This is a genomic window from Terrabacter sp. 05T424 (genome assembly GCF_056396225.1).
Genome location: NZ_JBFTLB010000001.1, coordinates 1,014,188 through 1,034,964, shown reverse-complemented (window position 1 = coordinate 1,034,964; position 20,777 = coordinate 1,014,188). Strand labels below are relative to the sequence as shown.

Sequence of the window (20,777 nt, the reverse complement as noted above, 5' to 3'; positions counted from 1 at the left end):
CCGTGATGAGCGAGCCGACCGACCACTACTTCAGCGCCGAGCCGGCCTCACCGGAGGAGCGTCGCACCATCGACGTGACGCTCGAGGGGCGACGCCTGTCGCTGACGACCGCTCGCGGCGTCTACTCCCCCGACCGCCTCGACCCCGGCACCGCCGTCCTCCTCGCCGGCGCCCCCGCCCCGAGCCCCAGGGGCGACCTGCTCGACATCGGCTGCGGCTGGGGCCCGATCGCCATCACGCTGGCGCTCCGCTCCCCCGGCGCACGGGTCTGGGGCGTCGACGTCAACCGCCGCTCCCTCGACCTCGCCCGCACGAATGCGTTGGCTGCGGGCGTCGACGCCGTCAACTTCTGTGAGCCCGACGAGGTGCCCGACGACCTCCGGTTCGCGACGATCTGGTCGAACCCGCCCATCCACGTGGGCAAGGCCGCCCTGCACGCCCTGCTCGAGCGGTGGCTCCCCCGCCTCGCCGACGACGGCGTCGCCCACCTCGTCGTGCAGAAGCACCTGGGCAGCGACTCGCTCCAGAGGTGGATCAACGCCCAGGACTGGGGCCTGACCTGCAGCCGGCTCGCTTCGGCGAAGGCGTTCCGCATCCTCGAGGTGCGGCGTGCCTGAGGTCGCTCTCGCCGTTGAGGATGCCAAAGCCCTTGTCGTGCAGTGGTTCCCGGAGGCTCGGGCGGCATGGCTCGGTGGAAGTGTCGTGCTCGGTCAGGCGACCCCCGGGTCGGACCTCGACGTGACCGTGCTGCTCCCGGGGCCCCCGGCCCCGTACCGGCACTCCCGTCGCTTCCGGGGCTGGCCGGTCGAGCTGTTCGTGCACACCGAGACCTCCCTCGGTCGCTACGTGCGGCGTGAGGTGGCTGCCGGTCGACCGGTGCTGGCGCGGCTCGTCGGCTCGTCGGAGATCCTCCTGGACACCGACGGCTCCGCGGCACAGTGGCAGGCCACCGCACGCCGGCTCCTGGAGGCCGGGCCGCCGCGCCTCACGGGCGACGACCTCGCCACCCTGAGGTATGCCGTCACGGACGGCGTCGACGACGTGACCCATGCGCACGACGCCCACGAGCGCCTCGTGACCGCCACCGTGCTCGCCGACGACTCGGCGCACCTGCTCCTCCACGGTGCCGGGCACTGGTGGGGCCGCGGCAAGTGGGTCGTGCGCGAGCTGGCCGACCTCGACGCACGCGACGGCAGCGACTGGCGCTCCCGCCACGAGAGGGCGCTCATCGCCGTGGCAGGAGGCGACGCGTCGCTCCTGCTCACGTTCGCCGACGACGTGCTCGCCCTGCACGGCGGTCCGCTCTTCGAGGGCCACCGCCTCGACGGTGCCGACCCGGGCGCGGCAGGGTCCCGGCCCACTCCGGATCCGGCCCACGACCCGGCCTGACCACCCGCCCGCCGGACGGCATACGGCGTCGAGCGGATCGGGACGCAGGGGTCAGAGCGGGAAGTCGCCGTCGGCGACGAGGGCGGCCGGGCCGGCGAGCTCGACCCGCTGACCCGGCAGGGGGGTCACGGTCAGGCGGCCGCCTGGCACGTCGACCGTCCAAGGGCTGAGGTCCTCGACGCCCGACCAGAAGCGCGTCGCGAGGGCTGCAGCCGCAGCCCCCGTGCCGCACGATCGCGTCTCACCGACGCCGCGCTCGTGGACGCGCATCGCGATGTGTCCGGGGCCGACCGCCCGGACGAACTCGACGTTGCAGCCGTCGGCGGGCTGGGGGTGCAGCTGGGGCGCCTCGCCGAGGTCGAGGTTGTCCAGGGTGATGCCCTCGGGGAGCATGACGACGGCGTGCGGGTTGCCGATGTCGAGCGTCAGCGCCGGCACCGGCTTGCCGTGGCGCGGCTTGACCATGACGTCGAAGCCGTCACGGCGAGCACCCTCCTCGTCGCCGAGGCGCCACGGACCGAGGTCGACGGCATACCCCTCGTCGACGACCCGCACGGTCTTGACGCCGGCACGCGTGGCGATGGCGAACGACGAGCCGAAGGCGAGTCCCTCGCGGCGGAGGTACTCGGCGAACACCCGCGTGCCGTTGCCGCACATCTCGGCGAGGGAGCCGTCGGCGTTGCGGTAGTCCATGAACCACTGCGCCTCGTGCGCCTGGGCGCGCACCGACTCGTCGGTCGAGAACGCCGTGCGCACGACCCGGATGACGCCGTCGGCGCCGAGACCGGCGTGCCGGTCGGCGATGCGCTGCACCTGGGCAGGGGTCAGCTCGAGCGTTCCCTCCAGGTCGGGGACCAGCACGAAGTCGTTCTCGGTGCCGTGGCCCTTGGTGAAGCGCGTCATGCCGGCCATTCTCCGGTATGCCGTCCGGCCGTGCTCGCGGGGTCCACCCGGTCGGCCCCGGGTGGGGTCCCAGACGGATCGTGGGCGACGCGTGCGGCGTGCACGCGCGCGTGCTCGATCGCGCCGGGCGTCGTCGCGAAGAGGTGCTTCTCGTGCGCCAAGCCCTCGTAGACCCCGAGCTCGCGGAGGATCCGCTCGTGCTCGGGCCGCACCCCCGAGAGCAGCACCGAGACGCCGCGCGCCTCGAGCCGCGAGATCGTGTCGGCAAGCACGGTGGCACCCGTGGCGTCGATGACGGTCACTCGCGACATCCGCAGGACGACGACGCGCACGTCACTCACCTCGGTGAGCTCGAGGAGGAAGTCGTGCGCGGCCCCGAAGAAGATCGGCCCGTCGATCCGGTAGGCGACGATGTGCTCGTAGAGCAACGCGCGCTCCTCGTCGCCGTGGTCGCGCTCGTCGAGGGGAACCTCTTCGAGCCGGGCGGAGGCGGCGGCCTGCTTCAGCACGAAGAAGCCGGCCATGATGAGCCCGAGGAGCACCGCCATGACGAGGTCGAACAGGACCGTCGCTGCAGCCGTGCCGATGAGGACGACGGCATCCCCCCGCGAGGAGCGCAGCAGGGCGCCGAGGCTCGAGACACGGACCATCTGCACCGCGGTCGCGACGAGGACTCCGGCCAGGGCAGCGGTGGGGATCATCGCCACCCATCGGGAGGCCACGAGCACGATGACGAGGAGGACGGCCGCGTGCGTGAGGGCCGCGAGCCTCGACGCCGCCCCTGATCGCACGTTGACCGCCGTGCGCGCGATGGCCGCGGTGGCCGGTATGCCGCCGAAGAGCGGCGCTGCGAGGTTGGCGAGACCCTGCCCGACGAGCTCACGGTCGGAGTCGTGCCGCTGCCCCACGCTCATCGCGTCCGACACGGTGGCGGAGAGCAGGCTCTCGAGCGCGGCGAGGGCTGCGACCGCGACGGCGGGGAGCACGAGCGAGCCGAGGTCGGACACCGCCGCCGACGGTAGCGAGGGAGCGGGCAGGCCGGCGGGTACCGCGCCGATGGTGGCGATCCCGAGGTCGAGCACCGAGTCGGCGACGGTCGCGAGCACGACGACGACGAGCGCCCACGGCAGGCCCGGACGCAGGCGCGCCAGCCCGAGCACCCCGGCCACGACGGCGGCGGCGACGGCGAGCGAGGGCCAGGCCGGGTGGGACGCCCAGTCGCCGACTGCGCCCAGCGCCTGGCCGAGCACCTTCTCCCCTGCCGCGTGCACGCCCAGGGCCGCAGGCACCTGCTGGAGCAGATGATCGCCGCGATCCCGAGGGTGAAGCCCTCGACGACCGGCACGGGCACGTAGCGGATGTAGCGGCCCGTACCCGCGTAGCCGAGCGCGACGAGCACGACACCGGCCATGAGCCCGACGACGAGGACGCCGTGCGGACCGTACGTCGCGATGATGGGGACGAGGACGACAGTCATCGCACCGGTCGGCCCACTCACCTGCACCCGGCTGCCCCCGAAGACCGCCGCGACGGCGCCCGCGACCACGGCCGTCACGAGTCCAGCCGTGGCTCCCATCCCGGAGCTCACCCCGAAGCCGAGTGCGAGCGGCAACGCGACGAGGCCGACCATCAGCCCAGCAGGCAGGTCCCGCCCGAGCCGCGTCGAGGTCCAGTCGGACCTGCGCGGAGCCAACGCCTTCACCCGTCGCGCCTGCCGCGCGGTCCAGGCTCGGACCCCCTGGACGTCCAGCTCGAGGGTCATGAGCCCGCCGCCGGGCTCAGCTCGGACTCGAGCTCTCCCTGGGCGGCGATGATGCCCGAGAGGATGCGCCGTGCGGCGAGCAGCAGGTCACGCACCTCCGGGACGCTGACCGAGTAGACCACCTCACCGCCGACCCTCGTCGAGGTGACAAGCGACGTGCGCCGCAGGACGGCGAGCTGCTGCGACAGGCTGCTCGGCTCGATGTCGATGTGGTCGAGCAGCTCGTGCACGGCATGGTCCCGCTCCGAGAGCAGCTCGAGGATCCGGATGCGAGCCGGGTGTCCGAGCGTCTTGAAGAACTCTGCTTTCGCCTGGTAGAGCGGCACACTCATGGGACGACCCTTCGATGCGGACCTTTTCAGTTGCACACTTTATCAAGTCATGAGGTGCGCTCGAGCACGGCCGTCTCGAGAGACGGCAGGACCCGGTCGGTGCGCGCCGGCCGGTCAGGACACGCGGAGCACGCGGAGGGCTTCGTCCAGCACCCTGGCCCCGTCGCCGTCGGTCGCGTCGAGCCAGACGATGCGGGGGTCGGGCCGGAACCACGACTCCTGCCTCCGGGCATAGCGTCGCGTGGCCTGGGCCGTCTCGGTGCGTGCCGTGGCCTCGTCCATCTCGCCGTCGATCACGGCGATGGCCTGGCTGTAGCCGATGGCGCGGCTCGCGGTCACGCCGTCACGCAGGCCGCGCGCGAGCAGCGTCTCGGTCTCGGCGCGCAGCCCCTGCTCCCACATGCGCTCGACTCGTAGGTCGATGCGGTCGACGAGCAGGTCACGGTCGAACCGCAGGCCGAGCATCACTGCAGGAGAGACGAACTCGCGGGTCGGCATGGTCGCGCTGAAGGGCCTGCCGGTGAGCTCGATCACCTCGAGCGCCCGGATGACCCGGCGCAGGTTGCCGGGCAGGATCCTGGCTGCCGACGTCGGGTCCAGCTCGCGCAGGCGGGCGTGGAGCGCGTCGCCGCCGATCGTCTCGGACTCCGCCTCGAGGCGGCTGCGGACCGCGGAGTCGGTCGGCGGGATGTCGAGCCGGTCGAGCGCCGCCCGGACGTAGAGTCCCGACCCTCCGACAAGCAACGGGCGGTGGCCACGTTCCCGGATGGCGGCGATGTCGGCACGGGCGGCGGCCTGGTAGCCGGCGACGCTCGCCTCCTCGGTCACCTCGAGGACGTCGAGCTGATGGTGCGGGATGCCTCGTCGCTCGGCCGGGACCAGCTTGGCGGTGCCGATGTCCATGCCGCGGTAGAACTGCATGGCGTCGGCGTTGACGACCTCGCCGCCGAGGCGCTCGGCGAGGTCGAGGGCGAGGTCGGACTTGCCGGTGGCTGTGGCGCCCACAACGGCGACGATCGGCGGCCCTGCCGCCTGGTCGGGCTCAGTGCTCACCGGGACTGCCGAAGGAGCGAGGTGTCGGATGGACGGACCACCGAGGGCCTCAGCCGATGAGCTCGTCGGCGTGCTCGTCGCTCTGGTCCTCGTCGTGGCCGAAGGGGTCGCTGTCGACGCCGGGGTGCCACGAGCTGCCGGGCTTGCCCCAGCCGTTGCGCTTGACCGCCTTGCGCGCCTTCTTCGACTGGCGCTCGTCGAGCCGGTCGACGTAGAGGGTGCCGTTGAGGTGGTCGTACTCGTGCTGCATGCACCGCGCGAACCAGCCGGTCGCGTCGAACTCGACCCGGTTGCCATCGAGGTCGAGCCCGACGACATGGGCCCGGTCCGCCCGCTTGAGCGGGAAGGCCTCACCGGGCACCGAGAGGCATCCCTCGGTCTCTTCGTCGGGGTTGGGCCGCTCCTGCGGGATCTTGGACGTCGTGACGGTCGGGTTGATGACGTGGCCCTGCTCGGGCACGCCGTCCTCGTTGGCCATCTTCCAGACGAAGACCCGGAGCCCCACCCCCACCTGGGGCGCCGCGAGGCCCACGCCGTTCGCGGCGACGTTCGTCTCGTACATGTCCTCGACGAGCGTCCGGAGGGCCTCGTCGAACTCGGTCACGAGGGCGGCCGAGCGGTGCAGGACGGGCTCACCCGTGATGACGATGGGGCGCACAGACATGCGCCAAGTCAAGCATGAGGGCTCGAGCGATCCCGAATCGGCTCAGGTGGTCGAGCACCCGGGCGCGACCGGCGCCACGGTCGGGCGGCCGATCGACGGCATACCGAGGCTGACGGCCGGCTTGCCGGTGCCCTGCGGGGCGTCCTGCAGCGCCGCCCACGCGTCTCCGCCGGGTGTGCGCCGGACGGCATACGTGCCGCCCTCGACCCCGGAGTCGGCGACGAGGTGGTGCGGGGCGCCGTAGGTCACGGCCACGGTGACCATGTCGCCCGGGCGCGGCACCTCGGCGCCCTCGGGCACTGCGAAGTGTACGAGCCGGTTGTCACGCGCCCGACCCGAGAGGCGCTTGGTCTCGGCGTCCTTGCGGCCCTCGGACGGCGCGACGAGCACCTCGACCTCACGACCCTCGAACGTGCGGTTCTCGGCCCAGCTGACCTCCTCCTGGAGCGCGATGAGGCGGTCGAAGCGGTCCTGGACGACAGCCTTGGGCACCTGGTCGGCCATCGTCGCGGCCGGTGTGCCGGGCCGGATGGAGTACTGGAAGGTGAAGGCACTCGAGAAGCGGGACTCGCGCACGACGTCGAGCGTGCCCTGGAAGTCCTCCTCGGTCTCGCCGGGGAAGCCGATGATGAGGTCGGTCGTGATCGCGGCGTCGGGGATGTGCCGACGGACGTTCTCGATGATGCCGAGGAACTTCGTGCTTCGGTAGGAGCGGCGCATGTCCTTGAGCACCTTGTCGGAGCCGGACTGCAGCGGCATGTGCAGGCTTGGCATGACGTTGGGGGTCTCAGCCATCGCGAGGATGACGTCGTCGGTGAAGGCGGCCGGGTGGGGGCTGGTGAAGCGGACCCGCTCGAGGCCCTCGACCTCGCCGCAGGCGCGGAGCAGCTTGCCGAAGGCGAGCCGGTCACCGAACTCGACGCCGTAGGTGTTGACGTTCTGGCCGAGCAGCGTCACCTCGACCACGCCCTGCGCCACGAGCGCCTCGATCTCGGCGAGGATCTCGCCCGGGCGCCGGTCCTGCTCCTTGCCCCGCAGGCTCGGCACGATGCAGAAGGTGCACGTGTTGTTGCAGCCGACGGAGATCGACACCCAGGCGCTGTAGGCCGAGTCGCGACGGGTCGGCAGCGTCGACGGGAAGACCTCGAGGCTCTCGAGGATCTCGACCTCGGCGCGGCGGTTGTGCGCGGCCCGGTCGAGCAGGGCAGGGAGCGAGCCGATGTTGTGCGTGCCGAAGACGACGTCGACCCACGGTGCACGCTGCACGATGGCGCCACGGTCCTTCTGGGCCATGCAGCCACCGACGGCGATCTGCATGTCGGGGTTCTTCTGCTTGGCCGGTCGCAGCTGGCCGAGATTGCCGTAGAGCTTGTTGTCGGCGTTCTCGCGCACCGCGCACGTGTTGAACACGACGACGTCGGCCACCTCGGGCCGCTCCCCCACAGGGAGGCTGGCGAGGTCGACGTAGCCGGCGGTCTCGAGGAGCCCGGCGAGGCGCTCGCTGTCGTGGACGTTCATCTGGCACCCGTGGGTGCGCACGTCGTACGTCCTGCTCCCGGTGCTGGCGGGCTTCTGCGCGGAGGTCTGCATAGTCATGGCACCGACAAGGGTACGGCGTGCGCCGGTGGGTGGCCGCCAGGCAGAGGGCCGTCGCTCGAGACGCCGCGATCCCTCGGGAATAGCGCCCCCGAGAGCTCGGTTGACCACACTGCTTGACAGTTCAACCATTTTCCGGCAACATAGTCATTGAACATTTGACCACCCCCTTCGTAAGGACGCTCCCCATGGGTTTCTTCAACCGCACCAAGGCCGAGGCCGCCACCGAGACCGTCGAGGCCACCTCGGTCGCCGTCTCCGACATCTCCGGTGACTACACCCTCGACGCCAGCCACACGCGCATCGGCTTCTCGGCCCGTCACGCGATGGTGACCAAGGTCCGCGGCAACTTCGAGCAGTTCGAGGGCTCGGCCACGGTCGACACCGCGAACCCGGCCAACTCCTCGGTCAAGGTCGTCATCGAGGCCGCCTCGGTCACGACGCACAACGAGCAGCGCGACGGCCACCTCAAGACGCCCGACTTCTTCGACATCGAGAACTACCCGCAGATCACCTTCGTCTCGACGGACGTCGAGCGCGACGGCTCCGAGTGGGCCATCACCGGCGACCTGACGATCAACGGCGTGACCAAGCCGATCACCGTCCCCTTCGAGGAGACCGGTTCGGCCAAGGACCCCTTCGGCAACATCCGCGTCGGCTTCGAGGGTGAGACCACCATCGACCGCACCGACTGGAACCTCTCCTTCAACGCGGCCCTCGAGACCGGTGGCGTCCTCGTGAGCGAGAAGGTCAAGCTCGAGTTCGACATCTCGGCGATCGCCGTCGTGCCCGCGCAGGCCTGAGCCTCCCGCAGCACACCCGAAGGGGGTGGGGACCGAAAGGTCCTCGCCCCCTCGTGCTGTCCCCCGACGCCCGCGGGCCAGGCAGGTCAGTCGCGCTGGTGCTCGGGCAGGCCGTCGACACCCGCGCGGATGACGGGCCACGCCACCTCACCGGAGTAGCCCTTGCGCGCCAGCATGCCGGCCAGCCGCCGGGCCTGGACCTCGGGGGGCAGTCCCCTCATGGACCGCAGCTTCTTGGCCACCAGCTGCTCGGCACGCACGCGCTCGTCGCCCACCCCGACCTGGCCGAGGGCCTCGTCGGCCACCTCCTGGTCGATCCCCTGCTGGCGCAGCTCGTGGGCCAGCGCGCGTCTGGCCAGCCCTTTGCCGGCCTGGCGGGCTCGCACCAGCATCTGGGCATAGGCCTCGTCGTCGACGAGCCCGACCTCGGTCATCCGGTCGAGGACCTTGGCGGCGATCGCGTCGTCGCACCCGCGTTGGCGGAGCTTCCTCTCGAGCTGGACCCGGCTGCGGGGCGCCATGCTCAGCTGCCGCAGCACGATGGCCCGCGCCACCGACTCGGCTTCGGCCTCGGGAACCGCGGCCTCGGTGTCGTCTGGTGGAGGCGCCCAGGCCAGCGACTCTCCCGAGGCCGATGGGACGCCGGCCGCCCCCGCTCCCGTCTCCTGAAGGGGCAGGGCCCAGTCAGGACCGTCGCCCGGGTCGGTGGCGGCCCATCCGGAACGCGACGGGGCGCCACGCTCGCGACGTGAGGCCGCGCGGCGAGGACGCGCCTCGGACGTGGGTACAGCGCCGTCGGGTGCAGCGCCCGCGCGCCGCCGCGGGGAGCTCGCCCCCTCCGACGCGGCGGCCCGCACCTCGACGACACCCTGCGCCTCGGCGAGGGCGGCCGCGGCGCGGGCCAGACGGTCCTCGGTGGACTCGTGTGCGGGACCAGCCACGATCAGAAGTCGACGGGCACGTCCGAGACCTCGGCGGGCTTGTCGACGCGCGGCCCGACGCCGAGCTTCTCCTTGACCTTCTTCTCGATCTCGTCGGCGAGGTCGGGGTTGTCCTTGAGGAAGTTGCGGGCGTTCTCCTTGCCCTGGCCGAGCTGGTCGCCCTCGTAGGTGTACCAGGCGCCGGCCTTGCGCACGAAGCCGTGCTCGACGCCCATGTCGATGAGCCCACCCTCGCGAGAGATGCCCTGACCGTAGAGGATGTCGAACTCCGCCTGCTTGAAGGGCGGCGAGACCTTGTTCTTGACGACCTTGACGCGGGTGCGGTTGCCGACGGGGTCGGTGCCGTCCTTGAGCGTCTCGATGCGGCGGACGTCGAGGCGGACCGAGGCGTAGAACTTCAGCGCCTTGCCACCCGTCGTCGTCTCGGGCGAGCCGAACATGACGCCGATCTTCTCGCGGAGCTGGTTGATGAAGATCGCCGTCGTGCCCGTGTTGTTGAGGGCTCCGGTCAGCTTGCGGAGCGCCTGGCTCATGAGGCGGGCCTGCAGACCCACGTGGCTGTCGCCCATCTCGCCCTCGATCTCGGCACGGGGCACCAGGGCCGCCACCGAGTCGATGACGATGATGTCGATGGCCCCGGAACGGATCAGCATGTCGGCGATCTCGAGGGCCTGCTCACCCGTGTCGGGCTGGGAGACGAGCAGGGCGTCGGTGTCGACGCCGAGCTTCTTCGCGTACTCGGGGTCGAGCGCGTGCTCGGCGTCGATGAACGCCGCGATGCCGCCACCCTTCTGCGCGTTGGCGACCGCGTGCAGGGCCACCGTCGTCTTGCCCGAGGACTCCGGGCCGTAGATCTCGACGACTCGACCGCGGGGCAGCCCGCCGATGCCGAGGGCCACATCGAGCGCGATGGATCCGGTGGGGATCACCTCGATGGGCGGGCGGACGTCGTCACCGAGACGCATCACCGCGCCCTTGCCGTAGCTCTTCTCGATCTGGCCCATCACCGAGGAGAGCGCCTTGTCCTTGTCCATCCCCTTGGCCTGAGTGGCTGCCATGTCGGGCTCCTGTTCTGCCGTCTGCGCTTCGGTCGCCTACCTGCGACCCGGGTGACGGATCATCCGAGGAGATCCGCTGTCGGGTCAGACGCTAGGGCCCGGCGCCGACATCGGGTGGACCACGAGACGGCCTGTGGATGATGCGGTTGGTGGCGCAGGACCTGTGGAGAACACTACCGAACAGGTGTTCGATGACGCGTCGACACGCCGGGTTGCGCGAGAACGCGTGTCAGGAGTTCTCGCGAAGGTCCGCGAGAGCCACCTGGAAGTCCGCGAGGACCTCGCGCGAGAACAGCCAGAACCGTGCCTCGCGCACGGTCTCGTGGCGGTCCAGCGACTCGGCGAGGGCGGCGATCGCGACTCTCGCGGCGGCGTCGACCGGGTAGCCGTAGACGCCGCACGACACGGCAGGAAAGGCGACGACCGCGCACCCGGAGGCGTCGGCGAGCTGGACGCACCGCCGGTAGCAGGAGGCGAGCAGCTCAGCCTCCCCGTGGCCTCCCCCGCGCCACACGGGACCGACGGTGTGGATGACGTGCCGCACCGGCAGCCGTCCCGCCCCGGTGATCTTCGCGTCACCCGTCTCGCACCCGCCGAGCCGCCGGCACTCCTCGAGCAGCTCGGGACCGGCAGCCCGGTGGATGGCCCCGTCGACGCCACCGCCGCCCAGCAGCGACGGGTTCGCCGCGTTGACGATCGCGTCTGCCGACGCGTCGGCCGTGATGTCGCCCCGCCGCAAGGTGATGCGCGCGACGCCGGGACCCGACGGGGTCACCTGCCGACCTGACCGCCCTGTGCGCCGCGAGCAACCCGGATGTCGCGGCCCAGCCGGCGCTCGGGGGGCACGTCCATGTCGATGCAGAGCGCCTCCCACACCGTGCGCGGCGCCTCGCCGTCGGCGAGCGCCTGGACCACCGTGCGGTTGCCGAGCGCGCCGAGCACGTGGTCGCGCGCGAGCGACCCGGCATACGCCGCGCCGAACTCGTCGTCCATCAAGGTCCAGAAGTGACTGATCCGCACCCCTGCAGTCTGCCACCCGTGCCGCCGGAACCGGTCGCGCCGGAACCGTCGTCGGAGCGTTGTCACAACCGCCAGCGGCGATGCCGTGTGACCGGTATCGTCCTCACGTCCCGAGCGCCTAGGCAGGGACCTCGACACTTCAGGGGAGCCATCAATGACCGAGCCCACCAGGCCCGACGGGCCGGACGCCCAGCCGGGCGACGACGCCACCCGACCGATCCCGGCCGACGCGACGACGCCCGTCCCGCAGTACACCTACCCCGTTCCCTCGGGCAGCCCGGCCGTCCCGGTCTCGAGCGACGGGGCCAGCGCCACCGGCGCCACCGGCGCCACCGGCGTCGCCCTCGCCGACGACCCGTCCGCCCCCGCCCGGGGCGGCCACAAGCGCACCGGCCTCATGGTCGGTGCCCTCGCCACCGTCCTCGCCCTCGGCGGCGCCGGCGTCTTCGCCGCGCAGACCCTGAGCGGCAGCGGCGCACAGCCGTCCGACGTGCTCCCCGGCGACGCGTACGCCTACCTCCGTGTCGACATCGACCCCTCCGCCGGCCAGAAGATCGCGGCGGTGCGGTTCCTCGGCAAGCTCGAGGCCGTCAAGAACACCCTCGGCAGCGACGACCCGCGCAAGAAGCTGTGGGAGATGGCCACCAAGGACGCCGGCAGCGACTGCCTCAAGAAGTTCGCCTACGCCAAGGACATCGAGCCGTGGCTCGGCGACCGGGTCGGTGCGGCGGTCCGCCCCGGCGGCACGTCTGACACGCCGAACGTCGCGATCGCGATCCAGGTCAAGGACGAGACCCTCGCGAAGGACACACTCACCAGGCTGTTCGCGTGCGACACGTCGTCGAAGACCGACGTCCGCACGAAGGACGGCTACGCCATCGTCACTCCCGCCGGCACTGGTGACGCCACCCTCGCCGCGGTCGACAAGGGCTCGCTCTCGCAGAACGCGAACTTCACCGGCGACATGGGCGCCCTCGGCGAGCAGGGCATCGTGTCGGCCTGGTTCGACATGGCGACCGGCCTCAAGGAGCTGCCCAAGCTGAGCGGCGGCCAGGCGGGCATCGACACCGCTGCGCTGGCGAGCGCCAAGGGGCGCTTCGCTGCCGCCGTACGATTCGACGCCGACTACGTCGAGCTCGCGGGCGTGGTGCGCGGCTCCGACGCGACCAAGGTCGTCAAGGGTGACGGCAGCGAGCTAGCCAACCTGCCCGCCAACACGATGGCGGCCCTTCACGTCTCGGGCGCCGACCAGATGCTCGACGGCGCCTGGCCGCAGCTGAAGAAGCAGATCGACAGCCTCGCGGGCGCCGGCGGCCAGGACGACACCATCTCGATGATCGAGCAGCAGCTCGACGTGAAGCTGCCCGACGACCTCAAGGTGCTGCTCGGCCGTTCGTTCACGATCGCCATGCCCGACCAGGACCTGACGGGCGACTCGCTCACGGTCGGCGCGAAGCTCGTGTCGAGCAACGCCAAGCGCGCCGACGAGATCATCGGCCGGCTGGTCCAGATGTCCGGCGCCAGCAGCGACGTGCTGACGCACAAGGTCGAGGGCGACAAGGTCTACGTCGCCACGACGCCCGACTACGCCGACGACCTCAAGTCGGGTGGCAAGCTCGGCGACAGCGACGCCTTCAAGCTCGCCGTCGGCGACGCCACCTCGTCGAACAGTGCCCTGTTCGTCGACCTCGACAAGCTCGAGAAGGTCTACCTCGGCCAGGTCAAGGGCAACGACAAGACGTTCCTAGAGTCGCTGCGCGCCGTCGGCGCCAACGCCACCACGACCGGCAACGGCGAGGGCACCTTCACCCTCCGTGTCCTCGGCAACTGACCGACACGAGACCGGCACGATGAAGGGCCCCGCCGTGGCGGGGCCCTTCGTCGTATGCGGCCGAGGCCAGTCCTCAGGCAGGTCGGGCGAACCCCGAGATGCCGAACCCCGCGGTCGATGCCAGGTGGACCTCGTTGCCGGAGTAGGTGATTCCACCGACCACCGGCGAGTCGACCGACCACCAGGCGGCGTCGAGGTCGCTCACAGCGGTCGTCGGCTCTGCCGCCACGACGGCCGCGGCCGCCGCGACCCCGACGTGGCTCTCCATCATCGAGCCGACGATGGTGCCGAGCCCCGCCTCGTGGGCCCGCCGCAGCATGTCGCGCCCGACGGTCAGCGACCCGCACTTCGCGAGCTTGACGTTGACGAGGTCGGCCGCGCCCAGGCGGATGATCCGCTCGAGGTCGTACGGGCCGTAGCAGGACTCGTCGGCCATCAAAGGGAGCCTGACGCGCTCGCGCACCCAGGCGAGCCCCTCGACGTCGTCGGCGAGGACCGGCTGCTCGACGAGCTCGACCCCGAGGTCGGCCACCTCGAGCGCTCGGATGACCTGCACGGCCTGCTCACGTGTCCAGCCCTGGTTGGCGTCGAGGCGGATGGCCACGCCCGGCCCGACGGCGTCACGCACCGACGCCACCCGCTGGACGTCGGTGCTCGCGTCGGTGCCGACCTTCATCTTGAGCGTGCGGAAGCCTTCGGAGACCCGCTCACGGGCGGTGTCGGCGAGGGCGTCGGCAGCACCGGCAGAGAGGGTGACGTCGGTCGTCAGCACATCGCGTATGCCGTCGGTCCCGGACCCGAGCAGGGCGGCCACGGAGGTGCCCTCCGCCTGGGCGACGAGGTCGTGGAGCGCGGCGTCGACGGCGGCCTTGGCGCCGAAGTTGCGGGCCACGGCACGCTGGACCACGGCGGCGGCGGCGGCCAGGTCGTCGCGGTCGACGAGGCGCCGTCCGGTGACCACGGGCGCGAGCATCTGCTCGATGCAGGCCGTGGCGCCGGCCAACGACTCACCCGTCACCTGCCACACCTGCGGCGCCTCGCCCCAGCCTGTGCGGCCGTCGCTGTCGGTGACCGTCACGATGACCGTGTCGGTGGTCTCGGTGCGACGCAGGGCCGTGACGAACGGCGTGTGGAGCGGCACCGACGAGACGGTGGTGACGACGCGCTCGATCGTGGTCATCGTGCGGGCACCGCGCTGCCGGCCCCGCCCGTGGCACCCGGCCCGGCGGCATACGCCACCGGTGCGGTGACACCGGGCTCGGCGTGCTCGGCCAGCCACACGTCGCGCGCGATCCCGGCGACGAAAGTGGCGGCCTCCGACTCGTCGAGCGCGATCGTGGTGCACACGGCCAGCACGAAGGGCGGCTCACCCGGTGGGCGCACGAGAGCGACGTCGTGCGAGACGCCCGGGATCCAGCCCGACTTGCTCGCCGTCGGCGTGCCCTCGGGCAGGCCCGCAGGGACCTGGTCGACGTGCACCTGCCGGGAGAGCAGCTCCTCCACGGGGCCGAGCACCGTTTCGCCGCCCAGCGCGGGCTCGCGTCGGGCGACGGCTGCCATGAGCAGGCCGAGGTCGGCCGCCGTGACCGTGTTGGTGATGCCGGCCTCGCGGGCGCGGGCGTCCTCGATGCCGCGTGCGACCACCGTTTCCGGGGAGCAACCGGTCAGGCGCAGCACGTCGGCGACCTCGGCGAGCCCGACGACGTCGACGAGCAGGTTGGTCGCGATGTTGCTCGATCTCGTGATGGCGCGGTCGGCCAGCTCGCCCACCGTGCAGGTGCCGCCGATCGCCGCCCAGGTCTCAGAGTCTTGGTCGTCCTCGGCGTCGAGAGCGAACGGCGACCCGTCGAACACCGACGCGAACGTGGCGGTGACGGGCACCGCCTGGGCGAGGTCCAGCTCCCCCCGCACGGCTCGTCGAAAGGCGGCGACGACCAGCGGAAGCTTCATCGTCGACGCGGCGTAGTGGGGCGCGTGCGCATCGTGCGCCCAGCGGCAGCGCCCGTCGGTGCTGCCGAGCCACACCGACACCGAGGCATCCCCTGACGAGGTCACGTGGTCGAGACGGGCATCGATCTCCGAGAAGGGCGTGGGCACCTTCGAAACGGTAGACGATCAGGCAGCGGAGGCCGACACCACGTCCGAGGGGACGGGCAGCGCCACGGTGGGCGCGAGGCCCTCGCTCTCGGCCATGCGGTTGGAGACGTCGATCAGGACCCGCGAGAGCGGCAGGTCGAGGGCACCGCAGATCGAGGCGAGCAGCTCGGAGCTGGCCTCCTTCTCACCGCGCTCGACCTCACTGAGGTAGCCGAGCGACACCGAGGCGGTGGCCGAGACCTCGCGGAGGGTGCGGCCCTGGGCGCGCCGGCGCTCGCGGAGGACGTCACCGAGCTCGCGTCGCAAGAGTGTCGTCATGCCGTCCTCCTTCAGCTCGCTGGTGCGGGGTCGTGCGGTGCCGGTGGGCCGGGCTGTTGACCCGACACGCCTACCGTACCCCGAGGCTCCCCCGGTGGTGCCAGAGTTCCGCGCGTGGCACCGGTCTCCTCGGCTGCGAGGTGGAGCACCGCGGCGACGCTGGCGGCCCGGATCTGGGCCCTGGTCCCGTTCAACTCCAGCGCGCGCGTCACTGTTCCCGACGGACCGGCGACGGCGACGTGGACGGTGCCGGCCGGCTTGCCCTCCGACGGTCCCGGGCCCGCGACACCGGTGGTGGACAGGCCCCACGTGGACCCCAACCGCCGGCGTACGCCCTCGGCCATGGCAACGGCCACCGCGGGGTCGACGGTGCCCACCCGGGCGACGAGCTGCGCCGGGACGTCGAGCAGGGCCGTCTTGACCTCGGCGGCATACGCGACGATGCCGCCGAGCAGCACCGCGGACGCTCCGGGAGTGTCGGCGACGGTGGCCGCCACGAGCCCGGCGGTCAGCGACTCGGCGCACGCCAGCGTCTCGTGGCGCTCGGTCAGTCGCGCGACGAGGCGCGCCCCGGGAGCAGACCCGGGGCTCCCCTCATCGGTGTCCGTGTCCGGGCCTGCGGGTCTGCTGGTGTCGGCGGGCTCCACGTCAGTCGCGGTTCGAGGTCTTCTCGGGTGGAACGGGCCCGACACCGGTGCTCGACGTCGGAGCGTCGTCGGGGCCCCGGGAGCTCTCGTCACTGCCTGCGTGGGTGGTCCAGTGGGCACGCTGTGCAGCACGCGCCTCGCGCTCGGTGGCGCGCGCAGCCCTCCTGAGCCGGGTGCGCTCGCTGGTCTCGCGCAGCCGGGCGGCCTTGAAGACGTAGTCGACGCCACTGAGCACCGTCATGACCAGGGCGGCACCGAGCAGGACGTACGCGATCGTCGTGAGGACCCCGCCCAGCGGCCACACCCAGAGGGGCAGCGTCAGCGAGCCCAGCGACAGGGTCTGGAGCATCGTCTTGAGCTTGCCGCCGCGGCCGGCCGGCATGACACCGTGCCGGATGACGACGAAGCGAAGCACGGTGATGCCGATCTCGCGCACGAGGATGACGACCGTCACCCACCACCAGACGACGCCGAGCAGCGACAGACCGATGAAGGCCGTGCCGGTGAGCGCCTTGTCGGCGATCGGGTCGGCCACCTTGCCGAAGTTCGTGATCTCGCCGCGGCGGCGGGCCAGCTTGCCGTCGACGCCGTCGGTGACCGCCGCCACGGCGAAGACCACCCACGCCCAGAAGCGCCACCACGGCTCGTGACCGCCGTCCTGGAAGAGGAGCACGGCGTAGACGGGGACGAGCAGGAAGCGCAGGACCGTCAGCGCGTTGGGCAGGTTCCAGTCGGTGGGCCGGGGCGCGGGCCCCTCCCCCCGATGGAAGGTCTGCGGGGTCATCGCGGCTCCGCGACGAGGTCGATCCCCTCGGTGGCCACGACGACGGCCTCGACGAGGTCGCCCACCTGCGGGGTCGGGGCGCCCTTGGGGACGTGGACGACGGTCACGCCGTCGACGTCGGGGCCCTGGAAGTCGGCGCGGCCGATCGCCGAGCCGTCCTCGTCGTCGATCTCCTCGACGAGGACGACGACGTGCTCGCCGATGCGCTCCTCGGCCCGCTGCGCGTTGAGCTCCTCGACGAGGCGGGTGAAGCGGTCGAGGCGCTCGGCGACGACCTCGGGTGCGAGGTGCCCGGTGTAGCCCTCGGCCTCGGTGCCGTCCTCGTCGGAGTAGCCGAAGACGCCGACGACGTCGAGGCGTGCCTCGGTGAGGAAGGCCTCGAGCTCGTCGAGGTCTGCCTCGGTCTCGCCCGGGAAGCCGACGATGACGTTGCATCGCACACCCGCGTGCGGGGCGTCGGCGCGCACTCGGGCGAGCAGGTCGAGGAACGCCTCACGCGAGCCGAACCGGCGCATCGAGCGCAGCAGCGGCTCGGACGCGTGCTGGAACGAGATGTCGTAGTAGGGCACGACACCCGGCGTGTCGGCCATCGCCCGGAGCAGGCCGGGCCGGATCTCGGCGGGCTGGAGGTAGGAGACACGGACGCGGTCGATGCCCTCGATGGCGGTCAGCTCGGGAAGGAGCTTCTCGAGCAGGCCGAGGTCGCCGAGGTCCTTGCCGTAGGAGGTCGAGTTCTCGGAGACGAGGAAGAGCTCCTTGACGCCCTGCTCGGCGAGCCAGCGGCCCTCGGCGACGATGTTGGCGGGGCGGCGCGACACGAAGGCGCCGCGGAACATCGGGATGGCGCAGAACGAGCAGCGCCGGTCGCAGCCGGAGGCGATCTTGAGCGGCGCCCAGGGGCGGCCGTCGAGGCGGGCCCGGATGACGCGCGGGCCGGTGGCGGGCACGGGGACGCCGTCGAGCGTGTCGACGCCCGTCTCGATCGCGTCGCCGTCGCCGTGCCCCGGCAGGGCCACGCCGGCCGCACCGGCCTGGCGCTCGACCGGCGTGAGCGGCAGCAGCGTGCGGCGGTCGCCGGGCGTGTGGCTCTCGACGTGTCCGCCGGCGAGGATCGTCTGCAGGTGGCTGCTCATGTCGCGGTAGGAGTCGAAGCCGAGCACGGCGTCGGCCTCGGGCAGCTGGTCTGCGAGCTCCTTGCCGTAGCGCTCGGCGAGGCAGCCGACGGCCACGACCTTCTGGGTGCGCCCGCCGTCGCCCTTGAGGTCGGAGGCCTCGAGGAGGGCGTCGATGGAGTCCTTCTTGGCCTGCTCGACGAAGCCGCACGTGTTGACGACGGCGACGTCGGCCTCGGACGCGTCGTCGACGAGACGCCACCCCTCGGCGAGCAGGCGGCCCGCCAGCTCCTCGGAGTCGACCTCGTTGCGGGTGCACCCGAGGGTGACGAGGGCGACGCTCCTGTCAGCGCTCGGGTGGGGAGGGGTCATGCGTCCACTCTAGATGGACGGGTGTTCAATGGCCGACATGCTCGGAACCACCCAGCCCGGCTCCCCCGAACCCGGCGGGTCCGCCGCGCACTCGCCCGCCGACTCCGCTTCCGGCGCGGCCGAGGCCATCGGCCGGGCCCGTGCGCTGCTCGCCCGTCACCCCCTCGTCGACGGACACAACGACCTGCCGTGGGAGGCGCGCGAGCAGACCCGCTACGACTTCGACGCCCTCGACATCGGGGGCCGGGTCGCCACGACCCAGACCGACCTGCCGCGGCTCGCCGACGGCGGTGTCGGTGGCCAGTTCTGGTCGGTCTTCGTGCCGAGCACCCTCCAGGGCGACTCGGCCGTCACGGCAACCCTCGAGCAGGTCGACGCCGTGCACCGGATGATCGGGACGTATGCCGACCGGCTGGCCCTGGCACGCACGGCGGAGGAGGTCGACCGCGCCACCTCGACCGGCCGCATCGCGTCGCTGCTCGGCGCCGAGGGCGGTCACTCGATCGGCTGCTCGCTCGGCACGCTGCGCCTGCTGCACGTGCTCGGGGTGCGCTACATGACGCTGACGCACAACGACAACACGCCCTGGGCCGACTCGGCGACCGACGCGCCCGTCGTGGGCGGCCTCAGCGAGTTCGGGCGCGAGGTCGTGCGCGAGATGAACCGTCTCGGCATGATGGTCGACCTCAGCCACGTCGCGGCCACCACGATGCGTGCCGGGCTGGAGACGGCGGCCGCGCCGGTCATCTTCAGCCACTCGTCCGCGCTCGCGCTCTGCGACACCCCGCGCAACGTGCCCGACGACGTGCTCGCGGCGCTGCCGGCCAACGGGGGCACCTGCATGGTGACGTTCGTCCCGGAGTTCATCTCCCGCGACACCGCCGCGTGGCGGGTCGAGGCCGCGGCGGCCGCGGCCGAGGTCGGCGTCAATGCCAAGGACTGGGAGGCCTTCGGCCGCTTCACGGCCGGCTGGCAGCAGCAGCACCCCAAGCCCGACGCGACGATCGAGCAGGTCGTCGCCCACGTCGAGCACGTGCGCGAGGTCGCCGGCATCGACCACGTCGGCATCGGCGGCGACTACGACGGCACCGACACCTTCCCGGTCGGGCTCGAGGACGTCAGCGGCTACCCACGGCTCGTCGCCGCGCTGCTCGAACGCTCGTGGTCAGAGGAGGACGTCGCGAAGCTCGTGCGCGGCAACACGCTGCGGGTCATGCGCGACGTCGAGGCCGTGGCCCGCGACCTCCAGGCGACGCGCGGCCCGAGTCTGCGCACGTTCGCGGAGCTCGACGGCACCGCCACAGGCTGAGCGCCGGCCCGCCCCACGGCATACGGCACCGGGTGCCTACTGGCGGAACCGGGCGATGGTGAGGCCGACCAGGCGGGCGACGACGAGCGCGACGTAGAGCATGCCGGTGATCTGCTGGAGCAGCACGAACGCCCGCGCATGCGGCTCGACCGCGTAGATGTCCGACAGGCCCGTCGAGGTCATCGTCGTGATCGAGAGGTAGAGCAGCTCGAACCAGCTCCGGTCGCCGGGCTGCCCTGCTTCGCCGTAGATGGTGAACGAGTGCGGCCAGACGATCTGGACGGCGAGGTAGATGTAGGCGAAGCCCCACGCGACGACGGTGAAGGTCGCACCCGTCGCGTAGAGCTCGTCACGAGTGACCCAGTTGTCGGCGAACATGTACCGCAGCAGGCCATAGCCCGTGTAGATGTAGAAGAGGGCGTGCAGCACCGAGCTCCAGAAGGTCAGCGTCGTGTTGTCGCTCCAGATCGCCTCGGCGATGGTGAGCACGACGACCGGACCGCCGAGGAGGACCGCGACCCACGTCAGCGCCGGCGTCGCGCGGACGGCTCGGACGGCGAGGAAGAGCACGAGCAGGCCGATGAGGCCGAAGACCGCTCGCGCCGTCTCCTGGACGTCTCCCGTGCGGGTCTCGATGAAGGGGTACGCGAGCAGCGCCGCGAGCTGGGCGAAGAGCAACAGGGCGCAGGGCAGGTCCGACACCTGTCGACGGAAGCGGTCCAGCCGCGAGGGCGGTCCGGTCCGACGCGGCGATGACGGCCAGAGCTCCAGCGACGCACTCACGTC

At 71.8% G+C, this 20,777-nt stretch carries 22 protein-coding genes and 1 pseudogene; 5 read left to right on the top strand and 18 right to left on the bottom strand.

Features of this window, described 5'->3' with window-relative positions; all coding sequences use genetic code 11:
- Positions 1–5: 5 nt before the first annotated feature.
- Together AC1DE0_RS04845 and AC1DE0_RS04840 are read left to right on the top strand one after the other, a co-directional pair.
- Positions 6–617 carry a class I SAM-dependent methyltransferase gene (locus AC1DE0_RS04845; RefSeq protein WP_478097652.1) on the top strand — a complete coding sequence of 204 codons (612 nt, stop codon included), beginning with the start codon at positions 6–8 and terminating at the stop codon, positions 615–617.
- Positions 610–1,389, top strand: coding sequence for a nucleotidyltransferase domain-containing protein (locus tag AC1DE0_RS04840; protein WP_478097650.1), 780 nt, complete (start codon positions 610–612; stop codon positions 1,387–1,389). The genes AC1DE0_RS04845 and AC1DE0_RS04840 overlap by 8 nt, the downstream gene beginning before the upstream one ends.
- A 51-nt stretch (positions 1,390–1,440) precedes the next feature.
- Here the strand turns inward: AC1DE0_RS04840 and dapF are convergent, their stop codons facing one another.
- The 7 genes and pseudogenes from dapF to miaB form a co-directional block, all read right to left on the bottom strand.
- Positions 1,441–2,292, bottom strand: coding sequence for a diaminopimelate epimerase (dapF, locus tag AC1DE0_RS04835; RefSeq protein ID WP_478097648.1), 852 nt, complete (start codon positions 2,290–2,292; stop codon positions 1,441–1,443).
- Positions 2,289–2,816: an STAS domain-containing protein gene (locus AC1DE0_RS04830; RefSeq protein WP_478097772.1), complete on the bottom strand. Its 528-nt coding sequence runs from the start codon at positions 2,814–2,816 to the stop codon at positions 2,289–2,291. The genes dapF and AC1DE0_RS04830 overlap by 4 nt, the downstream gene beginning before the upstream one ends.
- A gap of 117 nt (positions 2,817–2,933) precedes the next feature.
- Positions 2,934–3,922: pseudogene (locus AC1DE0_RS04825) on the bottom strand (SulP family inorganic anion transporter); the annotation flags it as partial.
- Between the two features lie 128 nt (positions 3,923–4,050).
- The gene (locus tag AC1DE0_RS04820; RefSeq protein WP_478097647.1) at positions 4,051–4,386 is read right to left on the bottom strand and encodes an ArsR/SmtB family transcription factor; all 336 of its coding nucleotides are present in this window, start codon (positions 4,384–4,386) and stop codon (positions 4,051–4,053) included.
- 114 nt (positions 4,387–4,500) lie between these two features.
- Positions 4,501–5,439, bottom strand: coding sequence for a tRNA (adenosine(37)-N6)-dimethylallyltransferase MiaA (gene miaA, locus AC1DE0_RS04815; RefSeq protein ID WP_478097645.1), 939 nt, complete (start codon positions 5,437–5,439; stop codon positions 4,501–4,503).
- Between the two features lie 49 nt (positions 5,440–5,488).
- Entirely contained in the window at positions 5,489–6,103 is a 615-nt protein-coding gene (def, locus tag AC1DE0_RS04810) for a peptide deformylase (RefSeq protein WP_478097643.1), read from the bottom strand.
- A gap of 42 nt (positions 6,104–6,145) precedes the next feature.
- Complete coding sequence (miaB, locus tag AC1DE0_RS04805) at positions 6,146–7,699, bottom strand: tRNA (N6-isopentenyl adenosine(37)-C2)-methylthiotransferase MiaB (protein WP_478097641.1); 1,554 nt, start codon at positions 7,697–7,699, stop codon at positions 6,146–6,148.
- 188 nt (positions 7,700–7,887) lie between these two features.
- On the opposite strand from miaB, the gene AC1DE0_RS04800 reads away from it, so the two are divergent.
- Complete coding sequence (locus AC1DE0_RS04800) at positions 7,888–8,502, top strand: YceI family protein (RefSeq protein ID WP_478097639.1); 615 nt, start codon at positions 7,888–7,890, stop codon at positions 8,500–8,502.
- 86 nt (positions 8,503–8,588) lie between these two features.
- Here the strand turns inward: AC1DE0_RS04800 and AC1DE0_RS04795 are convergent, their stop codons facing one another.
- The 4 genes from AC1DE0_RS04795 to AC1DE0_RS04780 all read right to left on the bottom strand — a co-directional run bounded on the left by AC1DE0_RS04795 (position 8,589) and on the right by AC1DE0_RS04780 (position 11,521).
- Positions 8,589–9,443, bottom strand: a complete 855-nt coding sequence (locus AC1DE0_RS04795) for a regulatory protein RecX (protein ID WP_478097637.1) — start codon at positions 9,441–9,443, stop codon at positions 8,589–8,591.
- Between the two features lie 2 nt (positions 9,444–9,445).
- Positions 9,446–10,477 carry a recombinase RecA gene (gene recA / locus AC1DE0_RS04790; RefSeq protein ID WP_478097770.1) on the bottom strand — a complete coding sequence of 344 codons (1,032 nt, stop codon included), beginning with the start codon at positions 10,475–10,477 and terminating at the stop codon, positions 9,446–9,448.
- 253 nt (positions 10,478–10,730) lie between these two features.
- Positions 10,731–11,276 (bottom strand): O-acetyl-ADP-ribose deacetylase, encoded by a 546-nt coding sequence (locus AC1DE0_RS04785; protein ID WP_478097635.1) that lies wholly within the window; start codon positions 11,274–11,276, stop codon positions 10,731–10,733.
- A complete protein-coding gene (locus tag AC1DE0_RS04780) occupies positions 11,273–11,521 on the bottom strand; it encodes a DUF3046 domain-containing protein (RefSeq protein ID WP_478097633.1) in 249 nt (82 codons plus the stop codon). Before AC1DE0_RS04780 ends, AC1DE0_RS04785 begins: the two co-directional genes overlap by 4 nt.
- 154 nt (positions 11,522–11,675) lie before the next feature.
- Here AC1DE0_RS04780 and AC1DE0_RS04775 point away from each other — a divergent pair, with 154 nt between their 5' ends.
- A complete protein-coding gene (locus AC1DE0_RS04775) occupies positions 11,676–13,352 on the top strand; it encodes a DUF3352 domain-containing protein (RefSeq protein ID WP_478097631.1) in 1,677 nt (558 codons plus the stop codon).
- 73 nt (positions 13,353–13,425) lie between these two features.
- Here the strand turns inward: AC1DE0_RS04775 and AC1DE0_RS04770 are convergent, their stop codons facing one another.
- From AC1DE0_RS04770 to rimO, 6 genes are read right to left on the bottom strand one after another with little or no spacing between them, the layout of a single operon-like run.
- Positions 13,426–14,532, bottom strand: coding sequence for a mandelate racemase/muconate lactonizing enzyme family protein (locus AC1DE0_RS04770; protein ID WP_478097629.1), 1,107 nt, complete (start codon positions 14,530–14,532; stop codon positions 13,426–13,428).
- Positions 14,529–15,449, bottom strand: coding sequence for a serine hydrolase (locus AC1DE0_RS04765; RefSeq protein WP_478097627.1), 921 nt, complete (start codon positions 15,447–15,449; stop codon positions 14,529–14,531). The genes AC1DE0_RS04770 and AC1DE0_RS04765 overlap by 4 nt, the downstream gene beginning before the upstream one ends.
- Positions 15,450–15,467: 18 nt before the next feature.
- Positions 15,468–15,767, bottom strand: coding sequence for a helix-turn-helix domain-containing protein (locus tag AC1DE0_RS04760; protein ID WP_478097624.1), 300 nt, complete (start codon positions 15,765–15,767; stop codon positions 15,468–15,470).
- An 11-nt stretch (positions 15,768–15,778) separates the two neighbouring features.
- Positions 15,779–16,414: a CinA family protein gene (locus AC1DE0_RS04755; RefSeq protein ID WP_478097622.1), complete on the bottom strand. Its 636-nt coding sequence runs from the start codon at positions 16,412–16,414 to the stop codon at positions 15,779–15,781.
- A gap of 1 nt (position 16,415) precedes the next feature.
- Positions 16,416–17,198 carry a CDP-diacylglycerol--glycerol-3-phosphate 3-phosphatidyltransferase gene (gene pgsA, locus AC1DE0_RS04750; RefSeq protein WP_478097620.1) on the bottom strand — a complete coding sequence of 261 codons (783 nt, stop codon included), beginning with the start codon at positions 17,196–17,198 and terminating at the stop codon, positions 16,416–16,418.
- The gene (gene rimO, locus AC1DE0_RS04745) at positions 17,195–18,682 is read right to left on the bottom strand and encodes a 30S ribosomal protein S12 methylthiotransferase RimO (protein ID WP_478097618.1); all 1,488 of its coding nucleotides are present in this window, start codon (positions 18,680–18,682) and stop codon (positions 17,195–17,197) included. The genes pgsA and rimO overlap by 4 nt, the downstream gene beginning before the upstream one ends.
- A 37-nt stretch (positions 18,683–18,719) precedes the next feature.
- Between rimO and AC1DE0_RS04740 the strand changes: the two genes are divergently transcribed.
- Positions 18,720–19,991: a dipeptidase gene (locus tag AC1DE0_RS04740; RefSeq protein WP_478097616.1), complete on the top strand. Its 1,272-nt coding sequence runs from the start codon at positions 18,720–18,722 to the stop codon at positions 19,989–19,991.
- Positions 19,992–20,027: 36 nt separating this feature from the next.
- Here AC1DE0_RS04740 and AC1DE0_RS04735 read toward each other — a convergent pair whose 3' ends face one another.
- A complete protein-coding gene (locus AC1DE0_RS04735; RefSeq protein WP_478097613.1) occupies positions 20,028–20,774 on the bottom strand; it encodes an ion channel in 747 nt (248 codons plus the stop codon).
- Positions 20,775–20,777: the final 3 nt, after the last annotated feature.